This window comes from Pseudomonas putida, from assembly GCF_028682395.1.
In the GTDB taxonomy this organism is placed as follows: Bacteria; Pseudomonadota; Gammaproteobacteria; order Pseudomonadales; family Pseudomonadaceae; genus Aquipseudomonas; species Aquipseudomonas putida_AB.
The window spans coordinates 70,004-88,190 of sequence record NZ_JANHLC010000002.1 but is presented as its reverse complement, the minus strand read 5'-3'; the positions used below and the strand labels follow the sequence as shown (position 1 = coordinate 88,190).

Sequence of the window (18,187 nt, the reverse complement as noted above, 5' to 3'; positions counted from 1 at the left end):
TCAGCAAATGGCAATTCGAACCTATCGCGAAGCGGTCAAGGAAGCCCTGGCCCAGGAAATGGAGCGCGACCCACGCGTGGTGCTGATCGGCGAAGACGTCTGCGGTGGCCAGGCGGGCACTGCGCCGCTGGGTAACAAGGGCGAAGCCTTTGGCGGTGTGCTGGGCGTGACCAAGGGCCTATGGACCCAGTTCGGTTCTTCCCGGGTGATCGATACGCCGATCACCGAGTCGGCCATTATCGGCATGGCCGCCGGTGCGGCGGTAACCGGTCTACGCCCGGTGGCGGAGCTGATGTTCATGGACTTCTTCGGGGTCTGCCACGACATGCTCTACAACCAGGCGGCGAAGTTCCGCTACATGTTTGGCGGCAAGGCCAAGGCGCCCATGGTGGTGCGCGGCATGATCGGCGCCGGCTTCAGCGCGGCGGCCCAGCATTCGCAGTCGCCCTACAATATTTTCGCGACCACGCCGGGGCTCAAGGTCGTGGTGCCGTCCACCCCCTATGACGTCAAAGGGTTGTTGATCCAGGCCATCCGCGATGACGATCCGGTGGTGTTTTGTGAACACAAGATCCTCTACGACATCAAGGGTGAGGTGCCCGAACATGCCTATACGATCCCCTTCGGCGTCGCCAACTACACCCGCGAAGGCACCGATGTCACCATCATTGCCCTGGCAGCCATGGTCCATAAGGCCAATGAGGTGGCGGACAAACTGGCGGCTGAAGGGATCTCTGTGGAGGTAGTCGACCCGCGCACCGTGTCGCCGCTGGATGAAGAAGGGATCCTGGAGTCCGTCGCGTCCACCGGGCGGGTGGTCATTGTCGACGAGTCGGCCGCGCGCCTGGGCTTTGCCCACGACATCGCCGCGTTGATTGCCTCCCAGGCGTTCTATCACCTCAAGGCACCGATCATCATGGTGACCCCGCCGCATACACCCGTACCGTTTTCGCCGGTGCTGGAGCAGGCCTGGATCCCGAGTGTGCAGCGCATTGAAGCCGCTGTGCGCAAAGTGCTGGAGGCCTGAACATGAGCAACATACGCGTAATCGAAGTCCCCAAGTGGGGCCTGTCGATGGAAGAAGGCACGCTCAATGCCTGGCTTATCGAGGCAGGCGAAAGCTTCGCGGCCCATCAGGCGCTGTGCGAGATCGAAACCAGCAAGATTGCCAATGTGCTGGAGGCGCCATTTGCCGGTGTATTGCGACGACGGGTGGCCGAGCCGGGGCAGACCATACCGGTCGGTGGCGTGTTGGGGGTGGCCGCGGATGCGTCGGTCAGCGAGGCGGATATCGACGCGTTCCTGGCGGGACGTACAGGGAGTACTGCGCCGAGTGCCAGTGCCACCGCGAGCGAGGCCGTGGTTTCGGTTCCCGGTTCGGCCCCCGTTACGGCTCCCGTTACGGCCCCGGTTGCAGCGGCGGCCGGCGCCGCAGCCAAACCCGCCGTCGTGGCACGGGGCGGTTGGCAGATACCGGCTGGCCTGCAAGGCAGTACGGAGGTCGGCGCGGTCTTTGCCACGCCCCATGCCGTGCGCCTGGCCCAGCACCTGAACATCGACCTGGGCCGGGTGGCAGGCAGTGGTCGGGAAGGGCGCATTGCCGTGCGTGACCTTGAAGCGGCGATTCTTGCCCAGGGCGGGCGCATTGAAACGCCGGCCACTGCCGACACAAGCCGTGGCCCGCAACCCTCGCGTGCCGACGATAGCCAGGTGCCCGCCACTTCGGTCGCTCGGCGGCTGGCTGCCAGCCTGGGGATCAATCTGCATGATTGCCGCAGCACCGGCAGTCGGGGGCGGGTTTGCAAGGAGGATGTGCTGGCCGCCCAGGGTGGCGTGAGTGGTGTTGCACCGGTGGTTGAAGCGGTGCCTGAAAGCGTCTTTGAAAGCCTACCCATGAGTGGCATGCGCAAGGCTATTGCAACGCGCTTGCAAGCGTCCAAACGCAACGCCCCGCACTTTCGCCTGAACATTGACCTGGACCTGGAAAACCTGCTGGCCGTGCGCGCGGAGATCAATCGTACGGTGCCGGCGGTCAAGCTGTCGGTCAACGATCTGCTGATCAAGGCCTGCGCCCTGGCGCTGGTCAAGGTGCCGGACGTCAATGTGCAGTTCGACGAGGCCAGCCAAACGGTCAGGCGCTTTGCCGATGCCGATATCGCCGTGGCCGTGGCGCTGCCGGGTGGGTTGATCACCCCGATTATCCGCGCCGCCAATCGCCAGAGCCTGGCGCAGATTTCCAGCCAGATGCTTAGCCTGGCGACCCGGGCCAAGGCCGGCACGCTCAAGCCCGAGGAGTTCCAGGGCGGCACCTTCAGTATTTCCAACCTGGGCATGCTTGGCGTGCGGCAGTTCGATGCCATCGTCAACCCGCCCCAGGCGGCGATCCTGGCCATCGGAGCCGGGGAGCAACGGGTGGTTGCACTGGCAGGGCAACCTGCGGTGCGCATGCAAATGAGCGTTTCGCTGGCCTGCGATCACCGAGTGATCGACGGCGCGCTGGGCGCGACGTTCCTCAAAGAACTCAAGCGCCTGGTGGAAAGCCCGGCCTTGATGCTGGTCTAGGAGCGCCCATGAGCGAGACATTCGATGTATTGATTATCGGCGGTGGGCCGGGCGGCTATGTGGCCGCCATTCGGGCTGCGCAACTGGGCCTGCGCACTGCGTTGGTGGAAAAACAGCACCTGGGTGGCATTTGCCTGAACTGGGGCTGCATCCCGACCAAGGCCATGCTCAAGGGTGCCGAACTGGCCCATAGCCTGGCCCATTTGGAAGAGTACGGCTTTGCTGCCGACAACATCCGCTTCGATATCAGCCAGTTGGTGGCGCGTAGCCGTGCAGTCTCGGACCGGCTGACCTCGGGTATTGCCTATCTGCTGAAAAAGCATGGTGTTCAGGTGATCGACGGGTATGGGCGTCTGGTCGCCAAGGGGTGTGTCAGCGTGACCGGCGCCAGCGGCGAGCAGGCCTATCGCGCCAGCCATATCATCCTGGCCACCGGTGCCCGCCCGCGGCCTTTGCCGGGGATCGCCGCCGACGGCCAGCGGATCTGGAGCTACTTTGAAGCGCTGCTGCCCAAGACTGTTCCCGCGTCGTTGCTGGTGATCGGTTCGGGAGCCATTGGCGTGGAGTTCGCCAGCCTCTACAGCGACCTGGGCAGCCAGGTGACGTTGGTGGAAATGGCGCGCCAGATCATGCCGGTCGAGGATGGCGAGGTCGCAGCCCTGGTGCGAAAAAGCTTCGAACAACGCGGGATTCGGGTTCTGACCCAGGCCAGTGTCAGTTCGGTGACCTCCACTGCCGAAGGCGCCGAGTGCTGTGTGCGCCTGGCCGATGGCAGCGAGGAGCGCATGCGCGTCGAGCGGGTGCTGCTGGCGGCCGGGATCCAGGCCAATATCGAGGACCTTGGCCTGGAGGCGTTGGGGGTCGAGTGCGAGCGCGGCTTTATCAAGACCGACGGCTTTGGCCGGACCAATGTTCAAGGGCTCTATGCCATTGGTGACGTGGCCGGCGCGCCATGCCTGGCCCACAAGGCCAGCCATGAAGGGGTGATCTGCGTCGAGAAGCTGGCCGGCGTGCAGGGCGTACATGCCCTGGACAAGGCCAGCATTCCCGGCTGCACCTATGCCCGTCCGCAGGTCGCCAGCCTGGGTCTGACCGAAGCGGCGGCCCAGGCCAGTGGCCGGCAGTTTACGGTGGGGCGCTTCGATTACCAGGCCAATGGCAAAGCCCTGGCCATGGGCGATACCAGCGGGTTTGTGAAGACCCTCTTCGACTCGGCGAGTGGCGAGCTATTGGGTGTGCATATGGTCGGCCCGCAGGTCACCGAACAGATCCAGGGTTTTGGCATCGCCCAGGCCCTGGAAGCCACCGATGAAGCGCTGAGCCAGGTGGTATTCGCGCACCCGACCCTGAGCGAGGCCATGCACGAAGCCGTACTCGCGGCCCTTGGCCGCCCCTTGCATCAATGAGGCACGGCGCGGTCGCAAGGTCGCGCGGTGTGATCGAATCCTAGCCTGTACAAGGAAGCAAACCATGCAACGTTTTCAAGACAAGGTCGTGCTGGTCACCGGCGCTGCCGCCGGTATTGGTGAAGCTACGGCGCGCCGTTTCAGCGCCGAAGGTGCGCGCGTCGTGCTGGCGGACTGGAACCTGGAGCAGGCCGAACAAGTCGCCAGTGAGCTGCCGAAGGCCTCGACGCTGGCGCTGCACGTCGATGTGTCGAGCCTGGCCTCGGTGCAGCAGATGATCGATGCGACCGTCGAGCATTTCGGCGGGTTGGATGTACTGGTCAATAACGCGGGGGTGCATATCCCGGGGACGACATTGCAAACCAGCGAAGCGGATTGGCGAAGGATCGCCTCGGTGAATATCGACGGGGTGATTTTCTGCTCGAAACTGGCCTTGCCGCACCTGATTGAACGCCAAGGCTGCATCGTCAATACGGCGTCGGTGTCGGGATTGGGGGGGGACTGGGGGGCGGCGTTCTACTGCGCCAGCAAGGGCGCGGTGGTCAACTTTACCCGGGCGCTGGCGCTGGACCATGGTGCCCAGGGCGTGCGCAGCAACGCGGTGTGCCCGAGCCTGACGCGCACGGCCATGACCTGGGGCTGGGAACAGTCGATTCGCGACAAATTCAATGAGCGCATTCCCCTACAGCGCGAGGCTTTACCGAGTGAGGTGGCGGCGGCGATTGCGTTCCTGGCCAGTAGCGATGCGAGCTTTATCAATGGCGTCAATCTGCCGGTAGACGGCGGGGTCACGGCCTCCGATGGACAGCCTAAGGTGTTGTAGGCCCCGGCAGGCTCCGCGGATGGGCGCGGCTAGGGGATTTGTTCGAGGCGTTGCCAGAGGCTGGGCCAGTGCTCGGCCCAGCCGCTCTGGTGGGTGTAGCCAGGCATGACCCAGACCTGTGCCGGCGGATTGGCCGGATGTTCACGCACAAAGCGCTGGGCCAGCGGCGGCGGCAAGACCCGGTCGTCGCTGCCGACCAGATGGATCTGCTCCAGATGGGCCAGGCGCGTGCTGTCGTCCGCGGGATTAAGCGAGCCGCGCAACGGTTGCACGTGGTGATAGTCGGTCCAGGCGCGATGGTCGAGGTTGCCGGCGACCGTCACGACACGGCGGATATCATCACGCCGGGCCGCCACCAGCAACGCAATCGCTGCGCCACCGGAGTAGCCGACCAGGACCACTTCCCGGGCGTTTGCCCGGGCCTTGAGGGTGCTGATGGCCAGGTCGACACTGGCGACCACCGTGTCGGCAAAACGGGCATCGGTCCAGTAGCGCTGGCTGCAGGGTGCACGCTGTGCGCCCAGGTACTGGCAGGGTCGTGCCAGATAGGCCGCGTTACCGGAGGGCTGGGCCAAAGCCAGGTGCAGGGCCAGCGGGTTGATCGGCGTCGGGTCGTCGGACGGTTGGCTGGCGGTGCGCCAGGCAAAGCCGTCGCCTTCCAGGTAGATCACCAACCGACGCTCGTCGGCAAAGGTCGATGGCACGAAGGCCTGCAATGGAAACGACTGGGTGTCGAGGGTGAGCCCCTGCCAATGCTGCAGGCGGGCCAGCTCCATGGCCTGTTGGCGGCGGGCTTCGGGCGCCGGCGCACTGGCGCAGGCGCTAAGCAGCACGACCAGTAGAACCGGCAGCAGGCGCAGGGGCGACAGGGGCATTTTCAGGGCTGGATCCGGGCGTTGGCGTAGAAGCAATAGCCGGCGTTGCGCAGGGTCTTGACCGGCAGCTCCTGGCCGGTCACTTCCTCGATCTTGCGCCGCAGCCGCCGCATCTGGGTATCCAGGCGGCGCTGGTCGTAATGCAGGTAGTCTTCATCGAGAGCACTGACAATCATCTGGCGGCTGACCCCTTTGCCGGCATTGCTCATCAGGCTTTCCAGCACCAGCAGATCCTGCTGGGACAAGGCCACCGCTGGCGCTCCCGGCACGTGCAGGCGGCGCGGACCCAGCTCCAGTCGCCACTCACTGCCTTGGCGGGGCTGGTCGCCCAGTTCCAGACGGCGCTTGAGCGATTGCAGGGTTGCGGCCAACTCGTCGAGGTCGCAGCCTTTGTCCAGGTAATGGTCGGCGCCACCTTCGAGGCCGGCAATCTTGTCCAGCGTGGTGTTGCGTCCGGTCAGTACGATGATGCCCAGGCGATGGTCGCCCGCGCGCAGTTGGCGGATCAGGTGCAGGCCGTCGCCATCGGGTAGGCCGAGGTCGATGATCGCCAGGCCATGGCGTTGGGGGTCGAAGCGGGCGGCGAACTCGGCGAGGCTCGCCACCTTGTCGGTGCGGTAGCCGCAGTCCTCGAGGAATTCCCCGAGTTCTTGGCGCAGTATGGGCTCGTCTTCGAGCAGGATCAGGTCGGTCATGGGCGCAGCTTACCCGAATGCCGGGCCGCTGGGCGGCGGTTTACGCGGCAGAATCTGAGCGAACCTGAGCGCGGTGCAGCCGATAATGGCCTCGTGATAGTATCGCCCGCTATGAAATGGCCTGTTTTCGTCCTCCTCCTGGCGGCGCTGTTCACGTGTGCGCCTTTGAACGCCAGGCCTTTGCTGCTGGAGGGGGGGGCTTTGCCGATTGAAGCCAAGGGCTATATCGAGCGGCTCGACGACCCCGACGGCACGTTGAGCCCCGAAGAAGTGTTGCTGGCACCGAGATGGCAGGCCTTGCCGGGCGCTCTCAACGCCGGCTTTACCGATGCGACGGTCTGGCTGCGTTTGAGCGTGCGGGTACCCGAGCCGGCAGGGCAGACGTGGGCCCTGCGCCTGGACAACGCACTGCTGGACGACGTTCGCCTGTATCAGCGTGAAAGCGACGGGCGCTGGAGTGAGCAACGCGCTGGCGAGAACCTGGCGCGCCCCCTGTGGCCGGTGGATTACCGCAGCGCGGTCTTTCCCCTGCGATTTGCCGAGCCGGGGGACAGAACCCTGTTGCTGCGTCTGCAAAGCAAGAATGCCATGGCGGTCGGTCTCGACTTGGAACCCGGCCAGCAGTTTTCCAACCATTCGCGGCGCGAGTTTTTCGCCTACGGTCTGTACTTTGGCTTTTACCTGCTACTGATCGGTTTTCATACGGTGTTCTGGCGTATGACTCGCGCGCCGGAAAGCGGCTGGTACCTGCTGTACGTCAATTGCTGCGTGGGCATCGAGGTGCTGTCGCTAGGCCTGCCCCAGCAGTTGCTCGATCTGCCGGTCAGTATCAGTGACCCGTTGCTGGGCGTGACCCTGGCCCTGGCGATTCCCATCGGAATGATTTTTGCCGGCCGCCAGTTGGGCCTGCCCCAGGTCTATCCGCGCTTGCATGGACGTTTGGCGTTACTGTGCTGGGGGATTGCCGGCGTCGCCGCGCTGGCGGTACTGAACGGCCACTATGGCGAAGGTGCCAGGCTGAGCCAGGGCAGTGCGTTGGTGCTGATCCCGTTCTTCCTGGGGCTGGCGTTTTGGCTGCTGCTGCGCGGGCATCGTCCGGCCCGTTACTACCTGTTTGCCTTCGGGGTGTTCTATGCCGGGGCGGTCATCAGCTTTATGCGCAACCTGGGCTATGTACCGAGCAATGTCTGGACCAACCTGGTGTCGCCCATTGGCTCCATGCTGCATATGGGCCTGATGAGCCTGCGCATTATCAGCCACTACAACACCCTCAAGCGCGAGTCGGCGCAGGTCCAGGCCCGGGCTGCCGAACAGGCATTGCGCCATGGAGAGCACCTGGAAGCTCAGGTACGGCTGCGCACTCGTGAGTTGCGCAATGAAATCTCCCGGCGTGAGCGCCTTGAACAGGACCTGCGCGCGGCCCTGGTCAAGGAAAAACATGTGCTCGAAGAGCAGCGCGACTTCGTTGCGATGGTCTCCCACGAGTTCCGCACGCCCCTGGCAATTATTTCCACGTCGGCCCAGCAGATGGCGCGAAACCTGGGGGCTTCGACGGAGAAAAGCCTGCAGCGCTGTCAGAATATTCGCGATGCCTCGACCCGGCTGATGGCCCTGGTCGATGACTACCTCAATCACGACCGCATGACCGGCCCCAACCCGACGTTGCGCCTTGCGCCCTGCGATCTGGCGGCACTGCTGGAGGACCTGCAGGCCGATTTTGCGCCGGGGCGGATTCACGTCGACTGTCGCCTGGCTGCCGGTTTGTACCAGTGCGATGCGGGGTTGCTGCATGTGGCCATGCGCAATCTGCTGGCCAATGCCGATCGCCACGCACCGCCGGGCAGCGCAGTGCTGGTCCAGGTCTATGCCGCAGCGGACGGCAGTGTCTGCCTGGAGGTGCGCAATGGTGGCGAGCCGATCCCCGAGGACGAGCGCGAGCGGCTGTTTCTCAAGTACTACCGCGGGCGCCAGTCCCAACTCAGCCCGGGCGCCGGGTTGGGGCTCTATCTGGTCCGACGGATCGCCGAACTGCACGGTGGCGATGTGAGCCTGCTCAGCGCTGGCGAAGAGGGTCAGATCCATATTCGCCTGCGCCTGGTGATCACGCCTTTGCAGGAGCGCCGCCAGGACACCCTATGTGCCAGTAGAAACGACCTGGCCGACGACGGCCAGCCCTCTGGCCCGGGCCTCTCGGTCAATCATTGATCTCCATCAGCGGTGCTGTCACAGACAGGGTTCATCATTCCTGCCTCGATATCTGCTGGAGACAACCATGAGCGTATCCGCGCCCAGCCCAACCGCCGCGCCAGCCAAGGCGCGCCTGCCCATAGGCCTGGTGATTGGCGTACTGGTGATGATTGGCGTATTGCTGCTGCCATTGCCGCCCGACCTGCCCGTGGCAGGGCATCGCATTCTGGCGATCCTGGCCTTTGCCGTGGTCGTGTGGATTACCGAGGCAGTTTCCTACGAAGCCAGTGCAATCATGATTACGTCACTTATGGCGTTTCTGATCGGCACCGCGCCTACTCTGGCTGACCCGCAGCAGCTATACGGTTCGTCCGCTGCCATCAGCATGGCCCTTACCGGTTTCTCCAACTCGGCCCTGGCCCTGGTGGCGGGTGCGCTGTTTATTGCGGCGGCGATGACCCATACCGGCCTTGATCGGCGTATTGCCCTGGTGACCTTGTCCCGTGTCGGCACCAGCACCCGGCGAATTCTGCTGGGGGCGATTGCCGTGACCATCCTGCTGAGCCTGGTGGTGCCCAGCGCCACGGCCCGCAGTGCCTGTGTCGTGCCGATCATGATGGGGGTGATCGCCGCGTTTGGCGTGGACAAGCGCTCGAATATCGCCGCCGGGATCATGATTGTGGTCGCCCAGGGCACCAGCATCTGGAACGTCGGCATCCAGACGGCGGCCGCGCAGAACCTGCTGACCGTCGGCTTTATGGACAAGATGCTCGGCGAGCGCGTGGCCTGGATCGACTGGCTGATCGCCGGTGCACCCTGGGCCGTGATCATGTCGGGGGTGCTGTTGTTTATCGTGCTGAAAATGCTGCCACCGGAAAGTGACAGCGTTCCGGGCGGCCGGGAAGCGGTCGCACAGTCGTTGGCCGAGATCGGCCCCATGACCAGCCCGCAAAAGCGCCTGCTGGGCGTGTCGCTGCTCTTGCTGCTGGCCTGGGCCACCGAAGGCAAGCTGCACAGCTTCGACACCACCTCGACCACCTACGCCGGGTTGGTCTTTCTGCTGTTACCGCGGTTTGGCGTGATGACCTGGAAGGACGTGCAATCGCGGATTCCGTGGGGCACGGTGATTGTCTTTGGGGTGGGCATCAGCCTGGGCACGGCGCTGCTGACCACCCAGGCGGGACAATGGCTGGGGATTCAGGTGGTCGGGAACACGGGCCTGGATCAGCTCGGCTCGCTGGGCGTATTTGCGATTCTGGCCGCTTTTCTGATTCTGATTCACCTGGGCTTCGCCAGTGCCACGGCCCTGACCTCGGCCTTGTTGCCGATCCTGATCGCCGTCTTGCAGACCCTGCCGGGGGATTTCAACCGGTTGGGCATGACCATGCTGCTGGGCTTTGCGGTCAGTTACGGGTTTATCCTGCCGATCAACGCGCCGCAGAACATGGTCTGCCTGGGCACCGAGACCTTCAATGCGCGGCAGTTTGCCAAGGTCGGGCTGGTGGTGACGCTGGTCGGCTACCTGCTGATGCTGGTATTTGGCGCCACGTACTGGCGTTGGCTGGGCTGGATGTAAGCTGGTATTGCGCTTCTTGCTGGAGTGCACCTGCTCGCGAGCTTTTAGCGTCCGGATGGTCGCCGCAGCTCGCGAGCAAGGGCGGTTAGCTGCCGCCTTCGGTGCGTCCGCTGCTGATTTCCGCCGGTACATTCTCACCGGCCATGCGCTTGCGAAACAGGCTGGTGCGGGCCAGCAGCAGGGTGGTCACCGGCACGGTAATCGCCAGCAGCACCGGGATCAGCCAACCGTGCAGCACCAGCTCGGACTTGAGGGCGGAAAAGTTGATGATCGACGCCAGCGCCACACTCCAGGCGCCCAGGGTCGAAGCCAAGGCCGGTGGGTGCATGCGCTGGAAAAAGTCTTTCATGCGCAGCAGGCCCAGGGCCCCGAACAGCGCGCAGAGCCCGCTGATCAACAGCAGCAAGGCCACCGGTACTTGCACCCAGAGCGATAGATCATCCAGCGCATTCATTCGATCACCTCGCCACGCAACAGGAATTTCGCCAAGGCGAATGAGCCGACAAAACCGAACAGCGCGATCAACAGCGCGGCTTCGAAGTAGGTATCACTGGCATAGCGAATGCCCAGTACCAGCATCATCAGCATGGCGACGATATACAGGTAGTCCAGTGCCAGTACCCGGTCCTGGGCCGAAGGGCCCTTGAACAGGCGAATTACGGTCAGGATCATCGCGACGCAATAGATGAACAGGGTCAACAGAATCGCGTTGGAGAGCAGGGTGTTCATTCGAAAATCTCCATCAGGGGACGTTCGTAGGACTGCTTGAAGTGTTCGATAAAGCGTTGCTCATCATCCAGATCAAACACGTGCAAGAGCAGAAGGCTGCGGTCGAGCGCCAGCTCCGACCAGATGGTGCCGGGCACCACCGTGGTAATCATCGACAGGGCGGCCAGGCCATTGGCGTCGCGTAGGTCCAGGGGGATTTTGATAAAGCGCGAGCGCGGCGGCTGCCGGCGTGCATTGAGTACGCCCCAGGCGACTTCGAGATTGGACACCAGCACATCGTAGCCGACCCGCAGAAACAGGCGCAGCATCACCCCGGGGCGGCGGATTCTGATCGGCAAGGGGCGCAGCGGGGCCATCAACAGGGGCGCGAGGAACGCCAGCAGGGCGCCCAGCAGCAGGTTGCCGACACTGAGTGACAGATTGAGCACCAGCCATAGCACCCAGAGCGCCAGGGATAGCCAGGGGGCAGGGAACAGACGCTTCATGGCTGCACCTCCAGCGTGGCGCCGGCGGCCTTGGCTTCGGGGCTGGGCACGGCGCGGGTAGCGAGCACCGCCATCACATACTGCTGCGGGTGGTTGAGGGTGTCGGCGGCGGCCTGGGTGTAGCGCATCAAGGGCTCGGCCTTGAATGTCAGTGCAATGCTCAGGCCCAGCAGGATCACAATGGGCGCGTACTCATAGCGACGCAGCACTGGCGAGGGGCGCTCCTCGGGGCTCCAGAAACGCTGGATACCGACCCGGGAGAAAGCAATCAGCGAGGCCAATCCGGAGAACACCAGCAGGCCCAGCAGGCACCAGGCCGCAGTGGACACCGGCACCTCGGCGCTGGCACCCAGGCCCAGAGGGTTGAGCAGGGCATTGAGCAGACTGAGTTTGCCAATAAACCCGGAGAGCGGTGGCATGCCAATAATCAGCAGCGCGCAGGCGATAAAGCTCAGGCCGAGGAATGCCATGGTCCAAGGGATGACCTGGCCGACTACGGCTTTCTGTTCGTCGTCCAGGTTGGTGCCACGGCGCAAGGGTTGGGGCTCGACAGGGCGCGGCAATGGCTCGACATCTTCTTCCAGGGGCTGCTCGATGGCCGAGCGCGAGCGCTCGATCAGTTCGGCCAGCAGGAACAGGGCGCTCAGGGCCAGGGTCGAGCTGACCAGATAGAACAGCGCGCCGGCCGTCAGGTTCGGCTGGGCGAAGCCGACGGCCGATAGCAGGATCCCGGCCGAGACCAGGATGCTCAGGCTGGCCATGCGCTCCAGGCGCTGGGCGGCGATGATCGCCAGGGCGGCGCAGACAATGGTGGTCATGCCGCCATAGACCAGCCAATCACCGGCAAAGTAGGCCGAGGCCCCGGCCTGGCCAGAGAACAGCAGGGTCCAGATCCGCAGCACCGTGTAGATGCCGACCTTGGTCATGATCGCAAACAGGGCCGCGACTGGCGCGCTGGCTGACGAGTAGGCCGGTACCAGCCAGAAGTTCAGCGGCCACATCCCGGCCTTGGCCAGGAAGGCGATGGCCAGGATCCCGGCGCCGGCATGCAGCAGGCCACGGTCCGCCTCCGGCACCAGTGGCACCTTCAGCGCCAGGTCGGCCATGTTCAGGGTGCCGGTCACGCCATAGATCAGTGCCGCACCGATCAGAAACAGCGAGGAGGCCAGCAGGTTGATCGCAATGTAATGCAGCCCGGCCGAGACCCGTGCGCGTCCCGAGCCGTGCAGCATCAGGCCGTAGGAGGCGGCGAGTAGCACTTCAAAAAACACGAACAGATTGAACAGGTCGGCGGTCAGAAACGCGCCGTACAGGCCCATCAACTGGATCTGGAACAGCGCATGGAAGCTGGCCCCGGCGCGGTCCCAGCGGGCCATGGCAAACAGCAGGGCGCAGACCGCGACGATCCCGGTCAGCACCAGCATCAGCGCCGACAGGCGATCGACCACCAATGCGATGCCGAAGGGCACCGGCCAGTTGCTCGGCAGATAGACGCCGATGGCCGCTGGCGAGGCCTGGTGCTGCGAGCCGACCAGCAGGGCAATGGCGATCCCCAGGCCCGTCAGGGTGGAGAGCAGATTGATCCGGGCCTTGAGCGGCCGGTGTTTCTCGCCCAGCATCAACATAATGGCCGCCGTCAGCAGCGGCAGCAGGATCGGGGCGATGATCAGGTGGGAAAGCGGGTTCATTCTTTGGGCTCCCGGCCGTCCACATGGTCAGTCCCGGTCAGCCCGCGCGACGCCAGCAGGACGACCAGGAACAGCGCGGTCATGGCAAAGCTGATGACAATGGCGGTCAGGACCAGGGCCTGGGGCAGGGGGTCGGTGTAGTGCAGCAGGTCCTGGGTCACGCCATCCTTGACGATGGGCTCCTTGCCGATAAACAGGCTGCCCATGCTGAAGATAAACAGGTTGACGCCATAGGACAGCAGGCACAGGCCCATGACCACCTGGAACGTCCGTGGCCGCAGGATCAGCCACACGCCCGAGGCCGCGAGTACGCCGATGGCAATTGCAATGACTTCTTCCATCAGGCGGCTCCTGGCTTGGGTTGCGGGCTGGTCTGGCCGGCTGGCCGATGGGCACGGACCGACTGGTGCGCCAGGGCCGTGAGAATCAGCAGCGTGGCGCCGACGACGACGGCGTAGACGCCGATGTCAAAGAACAGGGCGCTGGCGATATGGATGTCACCGAGCAGCGGCAGGTGCAGATGGGCAGTGTGGGTGGTCAGGAACGGATAACCCAGCGCCATGGCGCCAAGCCCGGTCAGCGTGGCGCACAGTAGCCCGGTGCCCATCCAGCGCAGCGGCCGCAGGCTCATTTGCGCCTCGACCCACTGGGTGCCTGCGACCATGTACTGGAGGATAAACGCCACCGACATCACCAGGCCGGCGACGAAACCGCCACCGGGCTGGTTGTGCCCGCGTACAAACAGGTACATGGAAATCACCAGGGCAATCGGCAGCAGCAGGCGCACCAGTACGGCCGGTACCATCATAAAGCCCAGGGCGGTATCGCTGGCGCTGCGCGGGTTGACCAGGTCGGTCACCACGTCGCTGGCCAGCAGGCGTTGCTGGTTCGGCAGTTCGAGGCTTTCCTTGGGCGGGCGGAAGCGGCGTAGCAGGGCGAACACGGTCAGGGCCACGGCGGCCAGTACGGTGATCTCGCCCAGGGTGTCGAAACCCCGGAAGTCCACCAGCATCACATTCACCACATTGCTGCCGCCGCCTTCGGGCAGGGCACGACTCAGGTAGAACGACGAGGTGTCGTTGGGCGTCTGACGGGTCAGCATCGCGTAGGAAAGCAGTGCCATGCCACCGCCGACCAGAACCGACAGCAGCAAGTCACGCAGGCGGCGAGCCCGGGCCTTGGGCAGGCTGCTTGGCAGTGGCGAGACTTCCTCGATCCGCCGTGGCAGCCAGCGCAGGCCCAGCAGGATAAGGACCGTGGTGACCACTTCGACCACCAGTTGGGTCAGCGCCAGGTCCGGAGCGGAGAACCAGACAAAGGTCACGCAGGTCATCAGGCCGCAGACGCTGACCATGGTCAGGGCGGCAAGACGGTGGTACTTGGCTTGCCAGGCGGCGCCCAGGGCGCAGGTGATGGCCAGCAACCAGAGGGTGACGAAAACCACCGAGCCGGGGATCTTCGGCCGATCGCCCCAGCTCAACCCGCTGTACAGCATGGGAATCAGGCCCGCGAGGACGGCCGCCAGAACCAGCAGGAACAGCTGCGGTTGCAGGCGCTGGGTGCTGACGCGACGTTCGATGCGCCGGGCAAGGCGCATCAGGATCACCAAGCTGCGCTCGAACAGGCGCTTGCCATTGAAACGGCCGATAAAGGGCGGGTAGCCGGGGCCGGCCATCAGCTTCTTGCGCAGCAACAGATAGAGCAGGATGCCGCCGGACATGGCCACCAGGCTCATGATCATCGGTGCGTTCAGGCCGTGCCAGATGGCGAGGTCATAGTGCGGCAGTTCGCCGCCGACCACGGGCTGGGCCGCGGTGGCGAGGATCGAGCCGACCATCATCGCCGGGAAGATGCCGACCAGCAGGCAGGTAAAGACCAGCAACTCGACCGGCGCGCGCATCCAGCGCGGCGGTTCGTGGGGCGTGTGTGGCAGATCGGTAGCCGGTGGGCCAAAGAACACATCGACGGTAAAGCGCAGCGAGTAGGCGACGCTGAACGTCCCGGCGATGGTCGCGATCACCGGCAGTGCGGCCTCGACCCAGGCGGTGGAGTTGATAAACACGGTTTCGGCGAAGAACATTTCCTTGGAGAGGAAACCGTTGAGCAGTGGTACCCCGGCCATGGACGCACTGGCCACCATGGCCAGGGTCGCGGTAAACGGAATCAGGCGGAACAGGCCGCTGAGCTTGCGGATATCGCGGGTGCCGCTTTCGTGGTCAATGATCCCGGCGGCCATGAACAGCGATGCCTTGAAGGTCGCGTGGTTGAGCACATGGAACACCGCGGCCACGGCCGCCAGGGGGCTGTTGAGGCCCAGTAGCAGGGTGATCAGACCCAGGTGGCTGATGGTCGAATAGGCCAGCAGGCCCTTGAGATCGTTCTGGAACATCGCGCAGTAAGCGCCGAGCAACAGGGTGCAGGCGCCGGCCCCGCTGACCATCCAGAACCACTCTTCACTGCCCGCGAGGGAGGGCCAGAGGCGGGCCAGGAGAAACACACCGGCCTTGACCATGGTGGCCGAGTGCAAATACGCCGACACCGGTGTCGGCGCGGCCATGGCATGGGGAAGCCAGAAGTGGAAGGGAAATTGGGCGCTCTTGCTCAGGGCGCCGATCAGGATCAATGGCAGCAGGACTGGGTAAAGGGCGTGGGCGCGGATCAGATCACCGGCAGCGAGCACCTTGTCCAGGTCATAGCTGCCGACCACATGGCCGAGAATGAGTACCCCCGCCAGCAGGCATAAACCACCGGCTCCGGTGACCATCAAGGCCATATAGGCGCCGCGACGGGCGTCGCTGCGGTGGTGCCAGTAACCGATCAACAGGAAGGAAAAGAGGCTGGTCAGTTCCCAGAAAAATACGATCTGGATCAGATTGCCCGACAGCACCAGGCCGAGCATCGCGCCCATAAAGGCCAGGAACACCGAGAAAAAGCGTGGCACCGGATCGTCCGGGGACATGTAGTAGCGTGCATAAAGCGACACCAGGGCGCCGATGCCCAACACGAGCATCGAGAACAGCCAGGCGAAGCCATCCAGGCGCAACACGAAGTTGAGGCCCAGGCTCGGCAGCCATTGATATTCTTCACGGATCACGCCGCCATGGGCGATCTGCGGGTAAAGGAGGGCCATGGAGACCGCGCCAATCAGGGCGAGCAGGCCAGCCAGAATCGATTCGCTATTACGCGCATTGTGGGGCAGCAAGGCCGCCAGACAGCTGCCAAAAAAAGGCAGAAGCAGTAGAACTATCAGGGACATAGGCTTCTAATCTGCAGGAGTTTGTGAGCGATCATACGTTGCGTACTGCCAATCACCAACAGCGGATCCGAGGCAGAATCCTACAAATTGTGTAGAAATGACGTCGCATGATCTGACGCCTTTCTATCATGGTTAGTCGTAAATCCATCTTTAAACTGCTTTTTTCAGTGTTTTCCCGAGGCCTCCGGGGAATCTTGTGCGTCCGTTGATCTAGAGCCTTTGCGTTGGATTTTCAACTCGCCGATCACCACCGCCACCACAATCAACGCTGCACCGAGCAGGGCAATGGCAGGCAGGCGTTCGCCGGCTACGCGCCCGACAATACCTGCCCAGACAGGCTCGCCGGCATAGATCAGCGTGGCGCGGGTAGGCGAAACGCTTTTTTGTGCCCAGTTCATGGCCAATTGAATCGCGGCACTGGAGGCGCCCAGGCCAACGGCGCTAAAGAACAGCAGCCAGGAAAACCCGGGCACTGCCTCCCCGGTGGGAATCACCAGCGCGAAGGCGAGTATGGCGGCGACAGCCAGTTGCACCACGGTCACGCGGCGTACATTGACCTGGCCGGCATAGGCACTGATCAGAATGATTTCGGCGGCAATTGCCAGGGCACCGATCAGGGTCGCGATCTCACCCCTGCCCAGGCCCAGCTTGGCACCCTGGGGGCCGGTCAGCAGGACCAACCCGGCAAAGGCCAGCATGATCCCCAGTGAAGGCATCAAGCCGGGGCGACGGCCCAGTACCAGCCATTGCAGCAGCGGCACCAGTGGTACATAGAGTGCGGTGATAAACGCCGACTGGCTGCTGGGAATGGTCTGCAGGCCGATTGTCTGCAAGCCGTAGCCGAGGGTAATCGCCACGCCGATAAAGACCCCTGCCTTGAGCTCCAGCCGGGTGAGTCCGGATAGCTGGCGCGCCGACAGCAGGCCGACAAATACGGTGGCGGCGAAAAACCGCAGGCCGACAAAGAACAATGGCCCGCTGGCGCTCAAGGCGTTTTGTACTAACAGGAAGGTGGCGCCCCAGATCATGGTGATCAGCACCAGCACAAGTTCGGCTTTGCTCAGGCGTAAGGAAAGCAGGGCGTTCGTAGCGGATTGCACGGGTGTCGTATCCTTGCGCACTAAAGAAGCAGGACGCACAATGCGCCACAGCTGAGCAGTATACTGCGCAAACCGATAAAGCGAGCTATAGAGTGCACGATGAACCTGCGCCAAGAGCCTCCGTGCTCCAGCATGTCAGCCAGAATATCCGCCGCCTGCGCCATGCCGCGCAGTTGAGCCAGAGTGCCTTGGCGCAAAAGTCCGGGGTCAGCCGCCGCATGTTGGTGGCAATCGAGGCCGGCGAGAAGAATGTCAGCCTCAGTACCCTGGACCGGGTGGCCGAAGCCCTTGACGTCGCTTTTAGTGATCTGATCCAGGCGCCCGATGCCCAGGACCCAAGCCGTATCAATGAAGTGGCCTGGGCCGGTGAAATTCCCGGCAGTCGCGCGGTGCTGTTGTCCAAGGCCCCGGCCCGGCGCGAGGTCGAATTATGGGAGTGGCGACTGGAGCCTGGAGAACAGTACCTGTCCCAGGCGGATGCCGACGGTTGGAGTGAGCAGTTCTACGTCTTTGAAGGTCGCTTGACCCTGGTGCTGGCGGGGCAGGCGCGGGTGTTCGAGACGGGCGACTTCCATATGTTCGCCAGTAACCAGCTACATATGTATCGCAACGATGGCGTGGTGGCGGTGCGCTTCGTGCGTAACGTGGTCATCTGAACGGCCCCGGAAAGATAAAAATTATTAGATATCAGGGGGTTGCCAGTGCCATTCAACTACGACATAATGCGCGCCATCAGCTGACACGCAAGTGATTTAAAGGCTGAAGATTCAAGGAGTTGCAGCGAGCTTCCCTCGCAAGTCGCTCA

At 63.6% G+C, this 18,187-nt stretch carries 16 protein-coding genes; 7 read left to right on the top strand and 9 right to left on the bottom strand.

The genetic code is table 11. From position 1 onward, the window contains the following. Positions 1 to 7 precede the first annotated feature (7 nt). The 4 genes from NPS46_RS05765 to NPS46_RS05750 all read left to right on the top strand — a co-directional run bounded on the left by NPS46_RS05765 (position 8) and on the right by NPS46_RS05750 (position 4,791). Positions 8 to 1,027 carry an alpha-ketoacid dehydrogenase subunit beta gene (locus tag NPS46_RS05765; protein WP_274105474.1) on the top strand — a complete coding sequence of 340 codons (1,020 nt, stop codon included), beginning with the start codon at positions 8 to 10 and terminating at the stop codon, positions 1,025 to 1,027. A 2-nt stretch (positions 1,028 to 1,029) separates the two neighbouring features. After that, entirely contained in the window at positions 1,030 to 2,562 is a 1,533-nt protein-coding gene (locus tag NPS46_RS05760) for a 2-oxo acid dehydrogenase subunit E2 (RefSeq protein WP_274105473.1), read from the top strand. Between the two features lie 8 nt (positions 2,563 to 2,570). Next, on the top strand, positions 2,571 to 3,968 hold the full coding sequence (gene lpdA, locus NPS46_RS05755; RefSeq protein ID WP_274105472.1) for a dihydrolipoyl dehydrogenase: 1,398 nt from the start codon (positions 2,571 to 2,573) through the stop codon (positions 3,966 to 3,968). Between the two features lie 64 nt (positions 3,969 to 4,032). Next, positions 4,033 to 4,791, top strand: a complete 759-nt coding sequence (locus tag NPS46_RS05750) for an SDR family NAD(P)-dependent oxidoreductase (RefSeq protein WP_274105471.1) — start codon at positions 4,033 to 4,035, stop codon at positions 4,789 to 4,791. Positions 4,792 to 4,820: 29 nt separating this feature from the next. On the opposite strand, the gene NPS46_RS05745 is transcribed toward NPS46_RS05750, so the two are convergent. Next, positions 4,821 to 5,666: an alpha/beta fold hydrolase gene (locus tag NPS46_RS05745; RefSeq protein WP_274105470.1), complete on the bottom strand. Its 846-nt coding sequence runs from the start codon at positions 5,664 to 5,666 to the stop codon at positions 4,821 to 4,823. A gap of 2 nt (positions 5,667 to 5,668) precedes the next feature. Then, complete coding sequence (locus tag NPS46_RS05740) at positions 5,669 to 6,361, bottom strand: response regulator transcription factor (protein ID WP_274105469.1); 693 nt, start codon at positions 6,359 to 6,361, stop codon at positions 5,669 to 5,671. Between the two features lie 201 nt (positions 6,362 to 6,562). Here NPS46_RS05740 and NPS46_RS05735 point away from each other — a divergent pair, with 201 nt between their 5' ends. After that, positions 6,563 to 8,566, top strand: a complete 2,004-nt coding sequence (locus tag NPS46_RS05735; protein ID WP_274105468.1) for a sensor histidine kinase — start codon at positions 6,563 to 6,565, stop codon at positions 8,564 to 8,566. A 67-nt stretch (positions 8,567 to 8,633) separates the two neighbouring features. Further along, complete coding sequence (locus NPS46_RS05730) at positions 8,634 to 10,124, top strand: DASS family sodium-coupled anion symporter (protein WP_274105467.1); 1,491 nt, start codon at positions 8,634 to 8,636, stop codon at positions 10,122 to 10,124. A gap of 85 nt (positions 10,125 to 10,209) precedes the next feature. Here NPS46_RS05730 and NPS46_RS05725 read toward each other — a convergent pair whose 3' ends face one another. The 7 genes from NPS46_RS05725 to NPS46_RS05695 all read right to left on the bottom strand — a co-directional run bounded on the left by NPS46_RS05725 (position 10,210) and on the right by NPS46_RS05695 (position 17,382). Continuing rightward, positions 10,210 to 10,578, bottom strand: coding sequence for a Na+/H+ antiporter subunit G (locus NPS46_RS05725; RefSeq protein ID WP_274105466.1), 369 nt, complete (start codon positions 10,576 to 10,578; stop codon positions 10,210 to 10,212). Beyond that, complete coding sequence (locus NPS46_RS05720) at positions 10,575 to 10,853, bottom strand: K+/H+ antiporter subunit F (RefSeq protein WP_274105465.1); 279 nt, start codon at positions 10,851 to 10,853, stop codon at positions 10,575 to 10,577. The genes NPS46_RS05725 and NPS46_RS05720 overlap by 4 nt, the downstream gene beginning before the upstream one ends. Next, positions 10,850 to 11,338: a Na+/H+ antiporter subunit E gene (locus NPS46_RS05715; RefSeq protein ID WP_274105464.1), complete on the bottom strand. Its 489-nt coding sequence runs from the start codon at positions 11,336 to 11,338 to the stop codon at positions 10,850 to 10,852. The genes NPS46_RS05720 and NPS46_RS05715 overlap by 4 nt, the downstream gene beginning before the upstream one ends. After that, complete coding sequence (locus NPS46_RS05710; RefSeq protein ID WP_274105463.1) at positions 11,335 to 13,026, bottom strand: monovalent cation/H+ antiporter subunit D; 1,692 nt, start codon at positions 13,024 to 13,026, stop codon at positions 11,335 to 11,337. Before NPS46_RS05710 ends, NPS46_RS05715 begins: the two co-directional genes overlap by 4 nt. Continuing rightward, entirely contained in the window at positions 13,023 to 13,367 is a 345-nt protein-coding gene (locus NPS46_RS05705; protein WP_274105462.1) for a Na+/H+ antiporter subunit C, read from the bottom strand. Before NPS46_RS05705 ends, NPS46_RS05710 begins: the two co-directional genes overlap by 4 nt. Continuing rightward, on the bottom strand, positions 13,367 to 16,282 hold the full coding sequence (locus NPS46_RS05700) for a monovalent cation/H+ antiporter subunit A (RefSeq protein WP_274105461.1): 2,916 nt from the start codon (positions 16,280 to 16,282) through the stop codon (positions 13,367 to 13,369). The genes NPS46_RS05705 and NPS46_RS05700 overlap by 1 nt, the downstream gene beginning before the upstream one ends. Positions 16,283 to 16,446: 164 nt before the next feature. After that, on the bottom strand, positions 16,447 to 17,382 hold the full coding sequence (locus tag NPS46_RS05695) for a DMT family transporter (protein ID WP_274105460.1): 936 nt from the start codon (positions 17,380 to 17,382) through the stop codon (positions 16,447 to 16,449). A gap of 92 nt (positions 17,383 to 17,474) precedes the next feature. On the opposite strand from NPS46_RS05695, the gene NPS46_RS05690 reads away from it, so the two are divergent. Beyond that, positions 17,475 to 18,038: a helix-turn-helix domain-containing protein gene (locus NPS46_RS05690; protein WP_274105459.1), complete on the top strand. Its 564-nt coding sequence runs from the start codon at positions 17,475 to 17,477 to the stop codon at positions 18,036 to 18,038. Positions 18,039 to 18,187 lie beyond the last annotated feature (149 nt).

What these genes read in the sequence shown, in the direction of transcription:
- NPS46_RS05765 (WP_274105474.1), top strand. Translation starts at nt 8, where the DNA reads ATGGCAATTCGAACCTATCGCGAAGCGGTCAAGGAAGCCCTGGCCCAG.
- NPS46_RS05760 (WP_274105473.1), top strand. Translation starts at nt 1,030, where the DNA reads ATGAGCAACATACGCGTAATCGAAGTCCCCAAGTGGGGCCTGTCGATG.
- lpdA (WP_274105472.1), top strand. Translation starts at nt 2,571, where the DNA reads ATGAGCGAGACATTCGATGTATTGATTATCGGCGGTGGGCCGGGCGGC.
- NPS46_RS05750 (WP_274105471.1), top strand. Translation starts at nt 4,033, where the DNA reads ATGCAACGTTTTCAAGACAAGGTCGTGCTGGTCACCGGCGCTGCCGCC.
- NPS46_RS05745 (WP_274105470.1), bottom strand. Translation starts at nt 5,666, where the DNA reads ATGCCCCTGTCGCCCCTGCGCCTGCTGCCGGTTCTACTGGTCGTGCTG.
- NPS46_RS05740 (WP_274105469.1), bottom strand. Translation starts at nt 6,361, where the DNA reads ATGACCGACCTGATCCTGCTCGAAGACGAGCCCATACTGCGCCAAGAA.
- NPS46_RS05730 (WP_274105467.1), top strand. Translation starts at nt 8,634, where the DNA reads ATGAGCGTATCCGCGCCCAGCCCAACCGCCGCGCCAGCCAAGGCGCGC.
- NPS46_RS05725 (WP_274105466.1), bottom strand. Translation starts at nt 10,578, where the DNA reads ATGAATGCGCTGGATGATCTATCGCTCTGGGTGCAAGTACCGGTGGCC.
- NPS46_RS05720 (WP_274105465.1), bottom strand. Translation starts at nt 10,853, where the DNA reads ATGAACACCCTGCTCTCCAACGCGATTCTGTTGACCCTGTTCATCTAT.
- NPS46_RS05715 (WP_274105464.1), bottom strand. Translation starts at nt 11,338, where the DNA reads ATGAAGCGTCTGTTCCCTGCCCCCTGGCTATCCCTGGCGCTCTGGGTG.
- NPS46_RS05710 (WP_274105463.1), bottom strand. Translation starts at nt 13,026, where the DNA reads ATGAACCCGCTTTCCCACCTGATCATCGCCCCGATCCTGCTGCCGCTG.
- NPS46_RS05705 (WP_274105462.1), bottom strand. Translation starts at nt 13,367, where the DNA reads ATGGAAGAAGTCATTGCAATTGCCATCGGCGTACTCGCGGCCTCGGGC.
- NPS46_RS05700 (WP_274105461.1), bottom strand. Translation starts at nt 16,282, where the DNA reads ATGTCCCTGATAGTTCTACTGCTTCTGCCTTTTTTTGGCAGCTGTCTG.